This is a genomic window from Kitasatospora sp. NPDC056651, assembly GCF_042792155.1.
Lineage (GTDB): Bacteria > Actinomycetota > Actinomycetes > Streptomycetales > Streptomycetaceae > Kitasatospora.
In genome coordinates, this window is record NZ_JBHTWX010000092.1 from 14,928 (window position 1) to 36,528 (window position 21,601).

Here is a 21,601-nt window from a genome sequence, read left to right on the forward strand (position 1 = left end):
GCTGCCATCCTCGTTTGCGCGGCGGAACGATCATCGCTTCGGCCCCTACGCTCAGCGCACCAGTGCATCTTCCTCAGGGAGAGCGTCGCCGACGCTGTCGCTCTCGAGGACCGCTCCACTGATCCAGGCGCTAGAAGCGCGGTCGAGCCCGGGTTCGGATACCACCGGGTCGCCGGGCTGCCCACGTGCTCGATGATCCGGCCGCTCGCGCGGCCGGAGTCGCACCATCGGGACTGCTACGGAAACACCCCGCCTTCCTTCAATCCCCGGCTCACGAGGTGTCGATGTGATGCGCTTCCCCTTGGATTCGGACGCTGATCGTGTCGCTGTCATCGGTATGGCGGGCAGGTTGCCGAAAGCCCCGGATCCGAGCGCGTTCTGGCGGCTGCTGTGCGACGGGGCCGACGCGATCACCGCGCCGCCCGCGGGCCGGCAGGGCGTACGGCACGGCGGCTACCTGGACCGGGTGGACGGCTTCGACGCGGCGTTCTTCGGTGTGTCCCCCCGTGAGGCCGTCGGCATGGACCCGCAGCAGCGGCTCATGCTCGAACTCGCCTGGGAGGCCCTGGAGGACGCCCGGATCGTGCCGGGCACGCTGACGGGCGGCCCGACGGGCGTGTTCGTCGGCTCGATGTGGGAGGACTACACGTCCCTGGCCTACCCCGGTCACATCACGCCGCACACGCTGACCGGCACCAACCGGGGCGTCATCGCCAACCGCGTCTCGCACTTCCTCGGTGTGCGCGGACCGAGCATGACGGTCGACACGGCCCAGTCGTCGGCGCTGGTCGCGGTGCATCTGGCGGTCGAGAGCCTGCGCCGGGGCGAGTCGGCGCTCGCCCTGGCCGGCGGGGTGAACCTCAACCTGACCGCCGCCCGCGAGGAGGGGGCGGCGGAGTTCGGCGGCCTGTCCCCGGACGACCGCTGCTTCACCTTCGACGCCCGGGCCAACGGCTTCGTCCGCGGCGAGGGCGGCGCCTTCCTCGTCCTGAAACCGCTGGCCCGGGCCCTGGCCGACGGGGACCGCGTCTACGGTGTCATCCGGGGCAGCGCGGTCAACAACGACGGCGCCACACAGAGCCTGACGGTGCCCAGCGCGCAGGCCCAGGAACAGGTCATCCGCGAAGCACTGGCCCGCGCCGGCGTGCGTCCCGCGGACGTGCAGTACGTGGAGCTGCACGGCACCGGCACCGCTGTCGGCGACCCCGTCGAGGCCGCCGCCCTCGCGGCGGCCTACCGCGACCCGGCCGAGTCCGGCGACGCCGACAGCGCCCTGCGGGTCGGATCCGCCAAGACCAACGTCGGCCACCTGGAAGGCGCCGCGGGCATCGTCGGTCTGCTCAAGGCCGTCCTCAGCGTGCACCACCGCGCACTGCCGCCGAGCCTGAACCACGAAACCCCCAACCCCGGCATCCCCCTCGACGCACTGGCGCTGCGGGTCCAGACCGCTCTGACCCCCTGGCCGAGGCCGGACGCGCCCCTGCTCGCCGGCGTGTCGTCGTTCGGCATGGGCGGCACCAACGCGCACGTGATCGTCGAGCAGGCACCCGACGCGGCCTCGCCGCCGGCCCGCCGGCCCGCCCCCGGGGCCCGGCCGGCGCCGTGGATCGTCACGGCGCGGACCAAGCAGGCGCTACGAGCGCAGGTCGAGCGCCTGCGCGAACACGTGCGCAGCCACCCGGACCTGACCGGCGCCGAGGTCGCGCACGCGCTGGCCACCACCAGAACCCGCTTCGCGCACCGCGCGGTCCTGCTCGACTCCGCCCAGGTCGCCGCCGACCGGGCCGGCACCCCGGGCCGTACCGTCTTCGTGTTCCCCGGCCAGGGCGCGCAGTGGGTCGGCATGGGCCGGGAGCTGTACGCCGAGTACCCCGTCTTCCGGGCCGCCATGGACGAGTGCGCCCAGGCCCTGGCCCCCTACACCGACTGGTCCCTGGCCGATGTCCTGGACGGCGCCCCGCTCGACCGCGTGGACGTCGTGCAGCCGGCCCTGTTCGCGGTGATGGTGTCCCTGGCGGCACTGTGGCGCTCCTTCGGCGTCGAGCCCGACGCGGTGGTCGGGCACTCGCAGGGCGAGATCGCCGCGGCACACGTCGCGGGCGCGCTGTCGCTGTCCGACGCGGCCCGGATCGTGGCACTGCGCAGCCGCGCGCTGGTGGCGCTGACCGGCCGGGGCGGCATGGTGTCCGTGGCCCTGTCCGCCGAGCGGGCCGAGGAACGCGTGTCGCGCTGGGGCGGCGCGCTGACGGTCGCCGTGGTCAACGCCACCGGCTCGGTCGTGGTGTCCGGTGACACCCAGGCCCTGTCCGAACTGGTCGAGTCCTGCGCGGCGGACGGTGTCCGCGCGCGCGTCGTCCCGGTGGACTACGCCTCCCATTCCGCGCACGTCGAGGCGATCCGCGAGCGGCTGCACACCGAACTGGACGGTGTGCGGCCGAGGCAGGGCACCATCCCGTACTACTCCGCGGTCACCGGCGGCCTCCTCGACGACACCACGGAGCTCGACGCCGGCTACTGGTACCGCAACCTGCGCGAGCCGGTCCGCTTCGACCTGGCCACCGCCGCACTGCTGGCGGACGGGCACGACGTCGTGGTCGAGGTCAGCCCGCACCCGGTGCTGCTGCCCGCCGTCGAACAGATCCTGGAACAGGCCCGCGAGCGGACCGGCGGGCCCGGCGTCGCCACCGGCACGCTCGGCCGTGACCGGGGCGGGCCGGACGTCTTCCTGACCGCGCTGTCCCGGCTGTTCGTGGCCGGTGTGCCGGTCGACTGGTCCCCGGCCGTCGCCGAGGCCGCGCCGGTCGACCTGCCCACGTACGCCTTCCAGCGTCGTCCGTACTGGCTGCCCGGAGCGACGGCCGGGCAGAGCGGACGGACCCCGGCCGGCCAGGGGACACACGCGGCGGAGACCGCCGCGACCGCCGCGACCGCCGCGACCGGCCGGCCGGACGGCGGCCCGGAGACCCGCGATCCCGAGCCGGGCGACACGGTCGACGCGGCCGCCGTGGTCACCGCGCAGATCGCGCTCGTGCTGGGCCACGAGGACCCCGCGGACATCGATCCCGCGCTCACCTTCAAGGACCTCGGCTTCGACTCGGTCACCGGGCTCGAACTGCGCAACCGCCTGGCCGGCGCCCTGGATCGGAAACTCCCCTCCGGTCTCGTCTTCGACCACCCGACGCCCGCGGAGCTGATCGACTGGCTGCGCGCCGGCCCCGGCGACCGGCCGGCCCCCGACGCCCAGGCCGCCCCCGCCGCCGCCCACGACGACCCGGTCGTCATCGTGGGGATGGGCTGCCGCTTCCCCGGCGGGGTGGCCTCGCCGGACGACCTGTGGCGACTCGTCGCGCAGGGCGCGGACGCGATCGGCGACTTCCCGGACGACCGCGGCTGGGACCTGGGCGGCCTGTACGACCCGGAACTGCGCGGCGCGGGCACCACGTACACGACCCGGGGCGGGTTCCTGGAGGCGGTGGCCGGCTTCGACGCTCCGTTCTTCGGCATCTCGCCCCGCGAGGCGCTCGCCATGGACCCGCAGCAGCGGCTCGTGCTGGAGACGGCCTGGGAGGCCTTCGAACACGCCGGGATCGACCCGGCCTCGCTGCGCGGCAGCCACACCGGCGTGTTCACCGGCGTCTGGTCGTCCGGCTACGCGACCGGGCCGGGCCTGCCGGAGGACCTGGAGGGCTACCTCTTCACCGGCGTCGCGACCAGCGTCACGTCCGGCCGGGTCGCCTACCACCTCGGGCTGCGCGGTCCGGCGCTGTCCGTGGACACCGCCTGCTCGTCGTCCCTGGTCGCCGTCCACCTGGCCGCCCAGGCCCTGCGCGCGGGCGAGTGCTCGCTGGCGCTCGCCGGCGGTGTCACGGTCATGGCGACACCGCTGGGCTTCACCGAGTTCTCCCGCCAGCACGGCCTCGCGGCGGACGGCCGCAGCAAGCCCTTCGCCGCCGCGGCCGACGGCACCAGCTGGGCCGAGGGCGCCGGCCTGGTGCTGCTGGAACGCCTGTCGGACGCCCGCCGCAACGGCCACCGGGTGCTGGCGGTCGTCGCGGGAAGCGCGGTCAACCAGGACGGCGCGTCCAACGGCCTGACCGCGCCCAACGGCCCCTCCCAGGAGCGGGTGATCCGTCAGGCCCTCGCCAACGCCGGGTTGGAGGCGTCCGAGGTGGACGCGGTGGAGGCCCACGGCACCGGCACCACGCTCGGCGATCCCATCGAGGCCCACGCCCTGCTGGCCGCCTACGGTCAGGACCGGGACGAGCCGTTGTGGCTGGGGTCGGTGAAGTCCAACATCGGCCACACCCAGGCCGCCGCCGGCGTCGCGGGCCTGATCAAGATGGTCATGGCGATGCGGCACGGCGAACTGCCGCGAACCCTGCACACGGACGCCCCCTCCCCGCACGTCGACTGGGCCTCCGGCAGCGTCCGGCTGCTCACCGAGGCCCGGCCGTGGCCGGAGCACGAGCACCCGCGCCGCGCCGGCATCTCGGCCTTCGGCATCAGCGGCACCAACGCCCACCTGATCATCGAGCAGTCCTCCGATCCGGACCCCGGCCACCTTCCCGAACCCGCCGGCCGGGCCGCCCCCACCGCCTGGCTGCTGTCCGCGAAGACCGACGCCGCGCTGCGCGCCCAGGCCGAGCGGCTGCACGCGTACGCGACCGCCCGCCCCGACGTCCCGGCCGCCGCGATCAGCCGCGCACTGGCCGCCCGCACCCGGTTCGAGCACCGGGCCGCGGTGGTCGGCGCCGACCGGGCCGACCTGCTGTCCGGCCTGGCCGCGCTCCAGCCGGGACTGCCGGGACTGCCGGGACTGTCGGCCCGTACCGGCGGGACCGTGTTCGTCTTCCCCGGACAGGGGGCGCAGTGGGCGGGCATGGGCCGTGACCTGTACGAGCAGTCCGAGGTCTTCCGCGCCGGCATCGACGCCTGCGCCGCCGCCCTGGCCCCGTACACCGACTGGTCGCTGGTCGACGAACTGCGCCACGGCTCGCTGGACCGCGTCGACGTGGTGCAGCCGGCCCTGTTCGCCGTCATGGTGGCGCTGGCCGACCTGTGGCGGTCCTACGGCGTGCGGCCGGACGCCGTGGTCGGCCACTCCCAGGCGGAGATCGCCGCCGCGTACGTCGCCGGCGCGCTGTCGCTGAGGGACGCCGCCAAGGTCGTGGCGTTGCGGTCCAGGGCGCTGGCCGTCATCGCCGACCGGGGCGGCATGGTGTCCCTCGCACTGTCCGTCGAACAGGCTGCCGACCACCTGGCCCGCTGGGGCGGGCGGCTGACCACCGCCGTGGTGAACGGACCCGCGGCGGTCGTGGTGTCCGGCGACCCCGACGTGCTGGACGAACTGCTGGCCGCCTGCGAGGCCGACGGCGTCCGCGCCCGCCGCCTGCCCGTCAACTACGCCGCCCACTCCGCGCAGGTCGAGGCGATCCGCGAGCAACTGCTCACCGAACTGGCCGACATCACGCCCCAGTCGGCGGGGATCCCGTTCTACTCCACGGTCACCGGCGAGCCGGTCGACACCTCCGCGCTCGACGCCGACTACTGGTACCGCAACCTCCGCGAACCCGTACGGTTCGACCTGGCCACCGCCCGGCTCACCGCCGACGGCCACGACCTGTTCCTGGAGGTCAGCCCGCACCCGGTGCTGGTGCCCGCGCTGGACGCCGCCGCCACCGGGACACTGCGCCGCGACCACGGCGGCCTCACCGAGTTCCTCGCCGCGGCGGGACGCCTCCACGCCGCCGGAACCGACGTCGACTGGACTCCGGTCCTGCCCCGCACCGCACCCAGGGCGGACCTGCCCACGTACGCCTTCCAGCGCGAGCCCTACTGGGTGACCGCGACCCCGCCGGTGCCCCGTGACGACTGGCGGTACGAGGTGGCATGGGCACCGACGAGCGGCCCCGCGGCCCCGGTGGACCCGGCTCGCTGGCTCGTCCTGGCCACGGCCGGGCACCCGTGGACCGAGGCCCTGCGCGAACGGGGCTTCGCGGTGGCCGACACCTGGGACGGGGCCGGTACCTGGGACGGGGCCGGCCTCGGGGACGGGGCCGGAACCGGGGGCGCCCGGCCCGGTCCTGACGGTGTGCTGTCGCTGCTGGCGCTGGACGAGGAGCCGCACCCCGACCACCCGGTGCTCCCGACGGGCCTGGTCCGCACCCTGGACCTGGTCCGCACCCTGGACCCGGAGCGCAGCCCGGACCCGGTGAGGACGGCGGCCGTCCCGCTGTGGTGCGCGACCAGCGGCGCCGTGAGCACCTCGGGCACCGACCCGGTCACCAGCCCGACCCAGGCCCTGGCGTGGGGCACCGGCGCGTCCGCGGCGCTGGAGTTCCCGCACGGCTGGGGCGGCCTGGTCGACCTGCCCGCCGTGCCCGACGAGGAGAGCGTGAACGCGCTGCTCGCCGTGCTCGCCGGCACGGGCGAGGACCAGGTGGCGATCCGCGGCACCCGGCGCTTCGCCAAGCGGCTGCGCCGCAAGGCCCCGTCGGGCCCGGCCGCGCGGTCCTGGCGGCCGCGGGGCACGGTGCTGGTCACCGGCGGCACCGGCGCGCTCGGCGGACACGTGGCCCGCCGCCTCGCGCGGCTGGGCGCGGAGCACATCGTGCTGGCCGCCCGCCGCGGCCCCGACGCACCCGGCGCGGCCGCCCTGCGCGACGAACTGGAGGCAGCCGGGGCGCGGGTGACCGTGGCGGCGTGCGACGTCGCCGACCGCGAGGCCCTGCGGGAGCTCGTCGAGCGCGTCGGCGACATCCGCGCCGTCTTCCACACCGCCGGCGTGATCAGGGCGACCAGGCTGGCCGACACGACACCGGCGGAGCTCGCCGAGGTCATCACGGCCAAGGTCGCCGGGGCGGCGAACCTGGCGGAACTCCTGCCGGACCTCGACGCCTTCGTCCTGTTCTCCTCCACCGCGGGCGTGTGGGGCGACGGCCACGGCGCGGCCTACGCCGCCGGCAACGCCTTCCTCGACGCCCTGGCCGCACAGCACCGTGCCCGGGGCCGCGCCACGACCTCCGTCGCGTGGGGCATCTGGGCCGAAGGCGGCATGGCGGCCCTGGAGTCCGTGCAGCGCCAGCGCACCCTGCTCGGCCTCGGCGAACTGGACCCGGGCCGGGCACTCGACGCGCTGCAGGACGTCCTCGACCACGACGAGGCCCTCGCGGTCGTCACCGAGGCCGACTGGGCACAGTTCGCCCGCGCCTACACCCACGCGCGGCCGAGCCGACTGCTGCGGGACCTGCCCGAGGCCCACAGCCGGCCGCAGGCCCCCCGACCCGCGCCCCCCGCCGACGGCACCGACCTGCTGGAGCTGGTCACCACCCACGTCGCCGGGGTGCTGGGACACGCCACCCCCGAGCGGCTCGACCCCCGGCAGGCGTTCAAGGACCTGGGCTTCGACTCGCTGACCGCGGTGGAACTGCGCAACCGCCTGACCGCCGCGCTCGGGGTGAGACTGCCCGCCACCCTCGTCTTCGACCACCCCACCCCGGCACGGCTGGCCGCCCACCTGTCCGGCGAGCGGGACGCGCCGCGGGCCCCGGCCCCGGCCGCGACGGACGAGCCGATCGCGGTCATCGGCATGGGCTGCCGCTACCCCGGAGGCGTCGGCACCCCCGAGGACCTGTGGCGGCTGGTCGCGGACGGCGTGGACGCGGTCGGCGACCTCCCGGCCGACCGGGGATGGGACCTCGACCGCCTGTACGACCCGACGGGAAGCCGCCCCCGCACGTCGCGCACGTCCCGGGGCGGCTTCCTCGACGCCGCCGGCGACTTCGACGCGGCGTTCTTCGGGATATCGCCCCGCGAGGCGCTCGCCATGGACCCGCAGCAGCGCATCCTGCTGGAGACCGCGTGGGAGACCATCGAGTACGCCGGTATCGACCCGACCACGCTGGAGGGCACACCCACCGGCGTGTTCACCGGCATCTGGTCCACCGGCTACGCCGCCGGACCGGTCCCCGACGACCTGGAGGGCTACCAGGTCACCGGCACCGCGTCGAGCGTGGGGTCCGGTCGGCTGGCGTACCAGCTGGGCCTGCTCGGCCCGGCACTGTCCCTGGACACCGGCTGCTCGTCGTCCCTGGTGGCCCTGCACCTGGCCGCTCAGGCGCTGCGCTCCGGCGAATGCTCCTTCGCCCTGGCCGGCGGCGTCACCGTCAACGCGGCACCCACGCTGCTCACCGAGATGTCCCGGCAGGGGGCGAGCGCGCCCGACGGTCGCAGCAAGTCCTTCGCCGCCGCGGCCGACGGGGCGGGCTGGGCCGAGGGCGCCGGCCTGCTGCTGCTGGAACGCCTGTCCGACGCCCGCCGCAACGGCCACGAGGTGCTGGCGGTCGTCCGGGGCTCGGCCACCAACCAGGACGGCGCCTCCAACGGCCTGACCGCGCCCAATGGTCCGTCGCAGGAGCGGGTGATCCGTCAGGCGCTGGCGAATGCCGGGTTGGAGGCGTCCGAGGTGGACGCGGTGGAGGCGCACGGCACCGGAACCACGCTCGGTGACCCCATCGAGGCGCAGGCACTCCTGGCGACGTACGGCCGGGACCGTGACGAGCCGTTGTGGCTGGGGTCGGTGAAGTCGAACATCGGCCACACCCAGGCGGCGGCCGGTGTGGCGGGTGTGATCAAGATGGTCATGGCGATGCGGCACGGGCAACTGCCGCCGACGCTGCATGTGGACGCGCCGACCTCCCACGTCGACTGGGCCTCCGGCGCGGTCCGCCTGCTCACCGAACCGGTCGCCTGGCCCGGGACCGGGCAGCCACGGCGGGCCGCCGTCTCCGCCTTCGGCATCAGCGGCACCAACGCCCACGTCATCATCGAGCAGAGCATCCTCGAACAGCCCGCCGAGGCCGACTCCGCCGCACCCTCTCCCCGGGGCCGCGCGGACGACCGGGTCCTCTGGCCGCTGTCGGCCAGATCCGAGGCGGCGTTGCGGGAGCAGGCGCGCCGGCTGGGCGCCTTCACCGCCGCCCATCCCGAGGTGAGTGCGGCGGCGGTCGGGGGCGCTCTGGCCGCCCGCACCGTGTTCGAGCACCGGGCCGTGGTGGTGGGCGCCGCCGCGGCCCTGGACGCCCTGGCGGAGGGCGGCACGGCGCCGGGTCTGGTCACCGGGACCGCTCGCCCGGTAGGTCGGTCGGTGTTCGTGTTCCCGGGGCAGGGCGCTCAGTGGGTGGGCATGGGTGGGGAGTTGTACGGCTCGGAGCCGGTGTTCCGGGAGGCGATCGACGCGTGTGACGCGGCGTTGGCGCCGTTCACGGACTGGTCGTTGGTGGAGGTGCTGACCGGTGGTGGGTCGCTGGAGCGGGTGGATGTGGTGCAGCCCGCCCTGTTCGCGGTGATGGTGGCGCTCGCTGAACTGTGGCGTGCCCATGGTGTGGAGCCCGACGCCGTCGTGGGGCACTCGCAGGGGGAGATCGCGGCGGCGTACGTGGCGGGCGCGTTGTCCCTGGACGACGCCGCCAAGGCGGTCGCCCTGCGCAGCAAGGCCCTGGTCGCCCTGGCCGGACACGGCGGCATGGTCTCGGTCGCGCTGTCCGCGGACGACGCCGCCGGCTACCTGAGCCCCTGGGGCGACCGGATCACCGTCGCGGTGGTCAACTCCGCCTCGACCGTCGTCGTGTCCGGCGAACCCGGGGCCCTGGACGAACTGCTGACAGCCTGCGCCGGGGACGGCATCCGCGCCCGCGCCATCCCCGTCGACTACGCGGCCCACTCGGCGCAGGTCGAGGCGATCCGCGGGCAGCTGCTGACCGAACTCGCGGACATCCGGCCCCGGCCCGCGGCGATTCCCTTCTACTCCACGGTCACCGCGGAACCGGTCGACACCTCCGCGCTCGACGCCGACTACTGGTACCGCAACCTCCGCGAACCCGTACGGTTCGACCTGGCCACCGCCCGGCTCACCGCCGACGGCCACGAGGTGTTCGTGGAAGTCAGCCCGCACCCGGTACTGGTGCAGGACCTGGACGGCGTAGCGACCGGCACCCTGCGCCGCGACCACGGCGCCATCGGGGAGTTCCACACCGCCCTGGCCCGCCTCCACGTCCAGGGCGTCGCCGTGACCTGGCCGCACGACCGCCCGCACGGCGTCAGGCTGCCGGGCTACGCCTTCCAGCGCAGCACCTACTGGCTCACCCCCGCGGCCGGCGACCACGGCACCGGGCACCCGCTGGCGGGCACCACGGTCGAACTGCCCGACGGGAGCACCGTGCACAGCGGCCGCGTCTCCACCCGCACCCACCCCTGGCTGGCCGACCACGCCGTCGACGGCACGGTCCTGCTGCCCGGTACCGCCTTCCTCGAACTCGCCACCCTGGCCGGCGGGACCCTCGACGACCTCGTCCTGCACCTGCCCCTCGCGCTCTCGGACACACCCACGGACATCCGGGTCTCGGTCGGCGCCCCGGACGACGCCGGCCGCAGCCCGGTCACCGTGCACTCCAAGGGCGGCGACGGCTGGGTCCGCCACGCGTCCGGAACCCTCGGCGGCCAGGTGACGGCCGGCCGCCTCGACTGGCCCGCGAGGAACGCCGAACCCGTGGACCCCGAAGGGTTCTACGCCTTCCTCGCCGGACTCGGATACCAGTACGGACCCGCGTTCCGGGGCGTACGGGAGCTGTGGCAGGGCGAGGACGAACTGTACGCCGAGGTGTCCGTCCCCGACGGCGCCCGCTTCGGCCTCCACCCCGCGCTCCTGGACGCCGCACTCCAGCCGCTGATCCTGCTCAGCCCCGACACCCGGGTCCGGCTGCCGTTCTCCTTCTCCGGCGTCGCCGTGCACACCACCGGCGTGTCGTCCGCCCGGGTCCACCTGGTCCGCACGGGCAGCGGCACCTACCGCGCGACACTGACCGACCTGTCCGGCAACCCGGTCGCGGACATCACCGCGCTGACCGTCCGTCCGGCCGCCGAGGCCCGGGCCGCGGTGCTGCACACCCAGTGGGTGCCCCTCACCGCGAGCACACCGACCGAGGTGGTGCCGAGCCCGGTGCTCGCCGCGGAAGCCGACGCGGACTCCGTGCACGCCCTCGTCCAGCGGGCCCGGGCGCTCGTCCAGGACTTCCTGGCCGAGCAGCCGGAGCGGACGGCCGCACGCCTGGCCGTCCTGACCCGTGGCGTGGCGGGCGCGGCCGTACGCGGCCTGGTCCGCAGCGCCGCCGCCGAGCACCCCGGCCGGTTCGTCCTGGTCGACATGGGCGACGACTCCGACGCGTCCGAGGAGGACGCGGTCCGGGCCGCCACGACAGCCGGCGACGAACCCGAACTGGCCCTGCGCCGGGAAGGCGTCCTCGTGCCGCGGCAGGCCAGGTACGCGGCCGAACTGACCGCCCCCGACGGCGCGTACCGGCTGAGCGAGCCCGGTACCGGGCAACTGGACGACCTGGCCCTGCTGCCCTGGCAGGAGGCCGCGCTGGAACCCGGACAGGTACGGGTCGCCGTGCACGCGGCCGGCCTGAACTTCCGCGACGTGCTCATCACCCTCGGCATGTACCCGGACCGGCCCCCGCTGGGCGGCGAAGGGGCCGGCACCGTCCTCGAAGTCGGCCCCGGCGTCACGGCCTGGCGGCCCGGCGACCGCGTCACCGGACTGATGCCCGGCGCCTTCGGGCCGAGCGCGGTCGCCGACCACCGGCTCCTGACGGCGATCCCCGACGGCTGGAGCTTCACCGAGGCGGCGTCGGTGCCCGTCGCGTTCACCACCGCCTGGTACGGGCTGTTCGACCTCGGCGAACTGCGCCCCGGCGACCGGGTCCTGGTCCACTCCGGCGCGGGCGGCGTGGGCATGGCCGCCGTCCGGTTGGCCCTGAACAGCGGCGCGGAGGTCTTCGCCACCGCGAGCCCCGCCAAGTGGGACACCCTGCGGAGCCTCGGACTGGCGGACGACCACATCGGCTCGTCCCGCGACACCCGGTTCGCCGACCGGTTCCCGGCCATGGACGTCGTCCTCAACTCGCTCGCCGGAGAACTCACCGACGCCTCCCTGCGGCTGCTCGCCGACGGCGGACGGTTCGTCGAGCTGGGCAAGACGGACGTCCGCTCACCCGAGGGCCTGATCTACCGGGCCTTCGACCTCAACGACGTCGACCCCGCGCGGCAGGGCGACATCCTCTCCAGGGTCGTGGCGATGGTCGCCGACGGGACGCTGGAGCCGCTGCCGGTCACCGCCGCGGACCTCCGCCAGGCCGTCACCTCCTTCCGGCTGATGAGCCAGGCCCGCCACACCGGCAAGATCGTCCTCACCGTCCCCCGGCGGATCGACCTCGACGGCACCGTGCTGATCACCGGTGGCACCGGCACCCTCGGCCAGGCCGTCGCTCAACACCTGGTGTCCCGTTACGGGGTACGGCACCTGCTGCTCGTCAGCCGCGGCGGCGGCGCGGTGCCGCACCTGGAGGCGCGAGGGGACGTCGACGTGCGGGTCGCGGCCTGTGACGTCGCGGACCGGGACGCGCTGGCGGCCGTCCTGGACTCGATCCCGGCCGAGCGTCCGCTCACCGCCGTCGTCCACGCGGCCGGCGTGCTCGACGACACCGTGGTGGAACGGCTGACCGCGGAGCAGCTCGACCGGGTGCTGCGCCCCAAGGTCGACGGCGCCTGGCACCTGCACGAGCTGACCCGCGAGCACGACCTCGCCGCCTTCGTGCTGTTCTCCGCGGCCGCGGGTGTACTCGGCAACGCCGGCCAGGCCGGCTACGCGGCCGCGAACTCCTACCTCGACGCGCTCGCCGCACACCGGCAGACCCTCGGACTGCCCGCCGTGTCGATGGCCTGGGGCTACTGGGAGCAGGAGAGCGGCATGACCGCCCGCCTCACCGCGGCCGACCGCCAACGCCTCGCCCGCAAGGGCATCCGCCCCATCGGCGTCGAACGCGCCCTGGCCATGTTCGACACCGCGCTGGCCGCCGGACGTCCCGCGCTGACCACGGCCGACCTCTCGATGCCGCAGACCCTGCCGACGCCCAAGGCCCCCGCGTCCGACCTGCTGTCCCTGGTCGCCGCCCACACCGCCACCGTCCTCGGCCACTCCGACGCCGCCGCGATCACCCCCGGACTCGCCTTCCGCGACCTCGGTTTCGATTCCCTGACCTCCGTCGAACTGCGCAACCGCCTCGCCGGCGCCACCGGCCTGCGGCTGCCCGCGACCCTCGTCTTCGACCACCCCACCCCCGCCGACCTCGCCGACCACCTCACAGCCGAACTCTCCGGTGCGGGTGCGGGTACGGCCGGCGCGGCGGTGGTGCCGGTGGGGGTTCCGGTGTCGAGTGATCCGGTGGTGATCGTGGGCATGGGGTGCCGGTTGCCGGGTGGGGTGGGGTCGCCGGAGGAGTTGTGGGGCCTGGTGTCGGGTGGGGTGGACGCGATCGGGGGGTTCCCGGGTGATCGCGGGTGGGATGTCGAGGGGTTGTTCCATCCGGATGCGGATCATCCGGGGACGTCGTATACGCGGTCGGGTGGTTTTCTCGCGGACGCGGCGGGGTTCGATGCCGATTTCTTCGGGATCTCGCCGCGTGAGGCGTTGGCGATGGATCCGCAGCAGCGGGTGCTGTTGGAGACCGCGTGGGAGACGTTGGAGGACGCGGGGATCGATCCGACGTCGTTGCGGGGCAGTCAGACGGGCGTGTTCACCGGTATCTGGTCCTCCGGCTACGTCGGCAGCCCCGACCAGGCACCGCCCGACACCGAGGGCTACCTCGCCACCGGCATCTCGCCGAGCATCACCTCCGGCCGGGTCTCCTACCTGCTGGGCCTCCAGGGCCAGGCCGTGTCCGTCGACTCCGCCTGCTCCTCGTCCCTGATGGCGATCCACCTCGCCGCGCAGGCACTGCGCTCGGGGGAGTGCTCGCTCGCCCTGGCCGGCGGGGTGACCGTGAGCGTGACCCCCCTGCAGTTCACGGAGTTCTCCCGCCAGCGTGCCCTGGCCCCTGACGGCCGGTGCAAGCCCTTCTCGTCGACGGCTGACGGTACGGCATGGGGTGAGGGGGCGGGGCTGGTGCTGCTGGAGCGGCTGTCGGACGCCCGGCGCAACGGCCACCGGGTGCTGGCGGTCGTCCGGGGTTCGGCGGTCAATCAGGACGGGGCGTCCAACGGCCTGACCGCGCCCAGCGGTCCGTCGCAGGAGCGGGTGATCCGTCAGGCCCTCGCGAATGCCGGGTTGGAGGCGTCCGAGGTGGACGCGGTGGAGGCGCACGGTACGGGGACGACGCTCGGCGATCCCATCGAGGCGCAGGCGCTGTTGGCGACGTACGGCCGGGACCGGGTGGAGCCGTTGTGGCTGGGGTCGGTGAAGTCGAACATCGGGCACACCCAGGCGGCGGCGGGTGTGGCGGGTGTGATCAAGATGGTGATGGCGATGCGGCACGCCGAACTGCCGCCGACGCTGCACGTCCAGGAGCCCACACCGCATGTCGAGTGGGACACCGGTGACATCCGGCTGCTGACCGAGGCCCGGCCGTGGCCGGAGACGGGGCGTCCCCGCCGCGCGGGCATCTCGGCCTTCGGGGCCAGCGGCACCAACGCCCACGTCGTCATCGAACAGTTCCCGGAGGGCCCCCCCGAACAAGAAGGGCCCGAACAACCCGCCGCGGACGACTCCGCGGAGCCCACCGTGTGGCTGCTGTCCGGCAAGACGGATGACGCCCTCCGCGCCCAGGCCCGACGGCTCGCGGACCACATCACCGCCCACCCCGGACTCCGGCCGGCCGCGATCGGCCGGGCCCTCGCCACCACCCGCACCATGCTCGCCCACCGGGCGGCCCTGCTGGGCAGCACCCGGACCGACCTCATGGCGGAACTGGCCGCCCTCGCCGACGGAGACCCCCGCGTCATCACGGGTGTGGCCGCCGGTTCGCCGGGTCGGTCGGTGTTCGTGTTCCCGGGGCAGGGTGCGCAGTGGGTGGGGATGGGTGGGGAGTTGTACGGCTCGGAGCCGGTGTTCCGGGAGGCGATCGACGCGTGTGACGCGGCGTTGGCGCCGTACACGGACTGGTCGTTGGTGGAAGTGCTGACGGGCGGTGGGTCGCTGGAGCGGGTGGATGTGGTGCAGCCCGCCCTGTTCGCGGTGATGGTGGCGCTCGCTGAACTGTGGCGTGCCCATGGTGTGGAGCCCGATGCGGTCGTGGGGCATTCGCAGGGGGAGATCGCGGCGGCGTGTGTGGTGGGGGCGTTGTCCCTGGAGGACGCGGCCAAGGTGGTCGCTCTGCGCAGCAGGGCCCTGGTCGCTTTGGCGGGCCGGGGCGGGATGGTGTCGGTCGGTCTCGGGCATGGGCGGGCGGCCGAGTTCGTGGCCCGTTGGGACGGCCGGCTGACGGTGGCGGTGGTCAACTCGGCGGACAGCGTGGTGGTGTCGGGTGATCTGGACGCGCTGGACGAACTGCTGGCGGCCTGTGAGGCCGACGGTGTCCGCGCCCGCCGCCTGCCGGTCGACTACGCCGCCCACTCCGGCCAGGTCGAGGCGATCCGCGAGCAACTGCTCACCGACCTCGCCGGGATCGAGCCGCGCTCGGCGGACGTCCCGTTCCACTCCACGGTGACCGGCGAGGAGATCGACACCTCCGCGCTCGACGCCGACTACTGGTACCGCAACCTCCGCGAACCCGTGCTGTTCGACCAGACCACCCGTGCGCTGCTCGACCACGGCCACACCGTGTTCGTCGAGGTCAGCCCGCACCCCGTACTGGTGCCGGTGATGGACGGCGTCGTGACCGGCACGCTGCGCCGCGACAGCGGCAGGCAGGAGTTCCACCTCGCCCTGGCACGCCTGCACACGCAAGGCGTGGCCGTCGACTGGACGCCGGTCCTCCCGGGCGAGTCCCAGCACGTCCCGCTGCCGACGTACGCCTTCCAGCACCGGCCGTACTGGTTGAACCCCGCCGCCGCGAAGGGCGACGTGTCGGCGGCGGGCCTGGACTCGGCCGGGCACCCGCTGCTCGGGGCCGTCGTCGAACTGGCCGGGGACCAGAGCGTCCTGCTCACGGGGCGGCTCTCGACGGCCACCCGGCCGTGGCTGGCCGACCACGTCGTCCTGGGCTCCGTGCTGCTGCCCGGCACCGTGTTCGTCGAACTCGCCCTGCACGCCGGACGGCAGGCCGGCTGCGACGTCCTGGACGAACTGGTGCTGGAAGCCCCCATGATCCTGCCGGACGACGGCTCCGTGCCGGTCCAGGTCGTCGTCGGCGCACCGGACGGGACGGGCCGCCGCCCCGTCACCGTGCACTCCCGGACGGGCGGCACCTGGCTGCGGCACGCCACCGGCATGCTGGCGACCGGTGGCAGCCCCCACCCGTACGACACCGGCGAGCTCTGGCAGCCGGCCGGTGAGCACGTCGACCTGACCGACTTCTACGACACCCTCGCCGCCCAGGGCTACGAGTACGGGCCGGTGTTCGCGGGCGTACGCGAGATCCGGCGGCAGGGCGACGAGCTCTATGCCGAGGTGGCGCTGCCCGCCGACACCCGCGACCGCTTCGGTCTCCACCCCGCGCTGCTCGACGCCGCACTCCAGCCGCTGACCCTGCTGGCGGCCGGCCGCCTGCCGTTCTCCTTCGCCGGCGTGTCGATGCGGAAGGCCGGCTCCACGGCCAGGGTCCGCCTCACGCCCACCGGCCCCGACACCTTCCGGGTCGCGCTCGCCGACGAATCCGGGCCGCTGGCGGTGATCGACGCGCTGACCGTGCGCCACCGGCCGCCGGGCACGGCGGCCGCCGGGACCAACCAGCTCTTCCGCCTCGACTGGGTGCCCGTCGAGAGCACCGGCGAACCCCCGGCCGTCCACCACGTCACGCCCCCGGAGGGAGACCCCGTGGCGGCCGCGCACACCGTCGCCGCCGAGACGCTGGGCGTGCTCCAGGACTTCCTGCGCGACGGGGACGGCCGGCTGGCCGTCGTGACCCGCGGGGCGGTCGGGCCGGACCCCGTCGACCTGCCGTCCAGCGTCGTCTGGGGCCTGGTCCGCGCGGCCCAGGCGGAACACCCCGACCGGTTCGTGCTCGTCGACACCGACGACCGCGTCCTCGTCGCGGGGGACGAACCGCAGCTCGTCGTCCGCGACGGTGCCGCCCACGCCGCCCGCCTGGTACGGGCCGAAGCGGCCCCGGCACCCGGCCGGCTCGACCCGGACGGAACGGTGCTGATCACCGGAGGCACCGGAACACTGGGCCGCCTCGTCGCCCGGCACCTGCGCGAGCGGCACGGCATCCGGCACCTGCTCCTGCTCAGCAGGACCGCGGCGGAGGTGGACTTCGACGCCGAGGTGGTGGCCTGCGACGTGGCCGACCGGGACGCCCTGGCGGCCGTACTGGACTCGATCCCGGCCGCGCGTCCGCTGACCGCGGTCGTGCACGCGGCCGGCGTGCTCGACGACGGCGTCGTCGAATCCCTCACGCCCGACCGGATCTCCCAGGTGCTGCGGCCCAAGGCCGACGCCGCCTGGCACCTGCACGAGCTGACGAAAGACCTCGGCCTGAGCGCGTTCGTGCTCTTCTCGTCCGCCGCCGGAGTGCTGGGCGGTCCGGGCCAGGCGAACTACGCCGCCGCGAACGCCTTCCTGGACGCCCTCGCCGTGCACCGGCATGCCCTCGGTCTGCCGGGGGTGTCGCTGGCCTGGGGCTACTGGGCCGAGGCCAGCGGGCTGACCGAACACCTCACCGACACCGACCGCACGCGCATCGCCCGCGCCGGTGTGCTGCCGATGCCCACGAACCAGGCGCTGGCACTGTTCGACCTGGCCCTGGGCACCGCCGATCCCGCGCTGGTCCCCGCGCACCTCGACCTGTCGGCGGCGGCCACCCGCCCCCTCCTCAGCGCCCTCACCCGTACCAGGCCCGTCCGGCGCACGGACCGGCCGGGCCTGGGCAGGGAACTGGCGGCTCTGCCCGAGACCGAGCAGCGCAGCCGCGTCCTGGAACTGGTCACCGGCCAGACGGCCGCGGTCCTCGGCCACACCGACACCGCGGCCGTCAGCGCCGATCGGGCCTTCAAGGACCTGGGCTTCGACTCGCTCACCGCAGTGGAACTGCGCAACCGGCTGTCCGCGGTCGCCGGGGTACGGCTGCCCGCGACGATGGTCTTCGACCACCCGACCCCCGACGCGCTGGCCGGCCACCTGCGGGACCTCCTGGTCGGCGCCCGGCGCCAGGCCCCTGCCTCACCCGTGCGGGTGGGGGGTCCGGTGTCGGGTGATCCGGTGGTCGTGGTGGGGCTGGGGGCCCGGTATCCGGGTGGGGTGGGCTCGGCGCAGGAGCTGTGGAGCTTGGTGTCGGGTGAGGTCGATGCGGTGGGGGAGTTCCCGTCGGATCGTGGCTGGGACGTGGGCCGTCTCTACGATCCGGCCGGTGCTCCGGGGACGTCGTACACGCGGTGGGGCGGCTTCCTCGACGCCGCCGGCGACTTCGACGCGGCGTTCTTCGGGATCTCGCCGCGTGAGGCGTTGGCGATGGATCCGCAGCAGCGGGTGCTGCTGGAGACCGCGTGGGAGACGTTGGAGGACGCGGGGATCGATCCGACGTCGTTGCGGGGCAGTCAGACGGGCGTCTTCACCGGCATCTGGTCCTCGGGCTATGGCGCCGGGGCACAGCCGCCCGACCTGGAGGGCTACCTCTCCACGGGCACGGCGACGAGTGTGACCTCCGGGCGGGTGTCGTACCTGCTGGGGCTGGAGGGTCCGGCGGTGTCGGTGGACACGGCGTGCTCGTCGTCGCTGGTGGCGATCCACCTGGCGGCGCAGGCGCTCCGCTCGGGGGAGTGCTCGCTGGCATTGGCCGGTGGTGTGACGGTGATGGCGACGCCGGCGGGGTTCGTCGAGTTCTCGCGCCAGCGGGGGCTCGCGGTGGATGGGCGGGTGAAGGCGTTCGCCGAGGCCGCCGACGGTACGGCGTGGGGTGAGGGTGCGGGTGTCGTGCTGCTGGAGCGGTTGTCGGACGCCCGTCGCAACGGCCACGAGGTGCTGGCGGTCGTCGCGGGAAGCGCGGTCAACCAGGACGGCGCGTCCAACGGCCTGACCGCGCCGAATGGTCCGTCGCAGGAGCGGGTGATCCGTCAGGCCCTCGCCAATGCGGGGTTGGAGGCGTCCGAGGTGGACGTGGTGGAGGCGCACGGTACGGGGACGACGCTTGGTGATCCCATCGAGGCGCAGGCGCTGTTGGCGACGTACGGCCGGGATCGGGTGGAGCCGTTGTGGCTGGGGTCGGTGAAGTCGAACATCGGGCACACCCAGGCGGCGGCGGGTGTGGCGGGTGTGATCAAGATGGTCATGGCGATGCGGCACGGGCAGTTGCCGCCGACGCTGCATGTGGATGCGCCGACCTCGCACGTCGACTGGGAGTCCGGAAACATCCGGCTGCTGACCGAGGCCCGGCCCTGGCCCGAGAGCGGCCACCCGCGTCGCGCGGGGATCTCGGCGTTCGGTATCAGCGGTACGAACGCGCACGTGATCCTGGAGGCGCCGGCCCCGGACCCGGCCGAGGAGACGTCGCCCGAGTCCCCTGCCGGCGATCCGGCTTCCGCAGCCGTCGTGCCGGTGCCGTGGCTGCTGTCGGCCAAGTCGGACGCGGCCCTGCGTGACCAGGCCCGCCGGCTGCGCGGGTTCCTCGCCGAGCACCCCGAGGTCACACCGGCCGAGGTGGCCGCGGACCTGGCCGCGCGGGCCCGGTTCCCGCACCGTGCCGTGCTGACGGACCCGGCCGGCCTGGATGCACTGATCGATGGAAAGCCCGGAATCGTCACGGGCACGGCCTCCCCGGGGAAGTCGGCGTTCGTGTTCTCCGGTCAGGGTGGTCAGTGGGCGGGGATGGGGCGGGGTCTGTACCGCGAGTTCCCGGTGTTCGCGGGGGTGTTGGAGGAGGTGTGCGGGCTGCTGGGCCTGCCGGTGGGGGTGCTGTTCGAGGACGGGGAGGGGGTGCTGGGGGAGACGGAGTTCACCCAGGGTGCGGTGTTCGCGCTGGAGGTGGCGCTGTTCCGGCTGGTGGAGTGGCTGGGTGTGCGGCCGGACTTCGTGGTGGGGCATTCGGTGGGTGAGGTGGCGGCGGCTCATGTGGCGGGTGTTCTGGGTCTGGAGGACGCGTGTGTGCTGGTGGGGGCTCGGGGCCGGCTGATGCGGGGGCTGCCGGGTGGTGGGGCGATGGTGTCGCTCCAGGCGTCGGTGGAGGAGGTGGCGGGCTCGTTGCTGCCGGGGGTCGAGGTGGCGGCGGTCAACGGGGTGGACGCGGTGGTGGTGTCGGGGGACGAGGCCGTGGTGGAGGCGGTCGCTGAGGTGTGGCGGGGCCGTGGTCGCCGGGTGCGGCGGTTGGCGGTGAGTCACGCGTTCCATTCGGCGCGGATGGATCCGGTGTTGGAGGAGCTGGGCCGGGTGGCGGCGGGTCTGTCGTTCGGTGAGCCGGTGATTCCGGTGGTCTCCACGGTGGCGGGGCGTCCGGTGGAGATGGGGGAGCCGGGGTACTGGGTGCGGCAGGTGCGGGAGCCGGTGCGGTTCGCCGACGCCGTGGAGTGGCTGGCGGGTCAGGGTGTTGTGGGGTTGGTGGAGGTGGGTCCGCATCCGTTGTTGGTGGGGACGGGGTTGATGCGCCGTGGTGGTGATTCTCCGGAGCGGTTGTTCGCGGGGTTGGGGCGGTTGTGGGCGGACGGCGCGGTGCGCTGGACGCCGGCCGCGACGACAACGACGGCGGCGGGGAGGTCGGACGTGCGGGTGCCTTCGTATGCCTTCCAGCACCGGCACTACTGGCTCCAGCCCACCACCCCGGCACCGACCGGTGACGGCCGGATCGACCACCCGCTGCTGCGGGACGCCATGGAACTCCCCGACGACAACGGCGTGGTGCTGACGGGACAACTCGCCACCGCCGCGCAGCCGTGGCTCACCGAACACGTCATCGCGGGCTCGCCCCTGCTGCCCGCCGCGGCGTTCGTGGACCTGGCGCTCCGGGCCGGCGAACACGTCGGCCGCCCGGCGGTCGAGGACCTGACGCTGGAGACACCGCTGGTGGTCGCGGACGGCGTGCAGGTGTCCGTGACCGTCGGCCCCGACCGGGCGGGCCGGCGCAGCGTCTCGATCCACTCGCGCGCGGACGGCGAGTGGGTACGGCACGCCACCGGGACCCTGGGCGCCGTACCCGTCGCCCCACGGGAGCCCTGGGCGCGGCAGTGGCCGCCGCACGCCGAAGCCGTCGACCTCGACGCCTTCTACGACGACCTGGCCGACGCCGGATTCGTCTACGGCACGGCCTTCCAAGGGCTGCGAGCGGCCTGGCGCGACGGCGACACCCTCTACGCGGAGGTGACCGTACCCCCCGGCGACACCCGGTTCGCCCTGCACCCCGCCCTGCTCGACGCCGCGATCCAGACCGTGACCGTCGCCGACGACCGGGCGAAGATGCCGTTCTCCTTCGCCGGGATCTCCTGGTGGCGGGGGGCCGAGCACGCCAGGGTCCGGCTGACCGTGACCGGCCAGGACACCTGTGCGATCGGCCTCGCCGACCAGTCGGGCGCGCCGGTCGCCGAGATCGCCTCGCTGACCCTGCGCCGGCCGACGGGGGCCACCACCCAGGACGTGCCGTACCAGGTGGCGTGGCCGGTCCTGGAAGCGGCGACCACCGAACCGGAC

Annotated in this window: 1 protein-coding gene; it reads left to right on the plus strand. The window is 74.5% G+C overall.

Annotated elements, in window-relative coordinates:
• Positions 1-289: 289 nt before the first annotated feature.
• A partial coding sequence (locus ACFRAR_RS28870) for an SDR family NAD(P)-dependent oxidoreductase (RefSeq protein WP_380701398.1) occupies positions 290-21,601 on the plus strand: 21,312 nt, incomplete at its 3' end.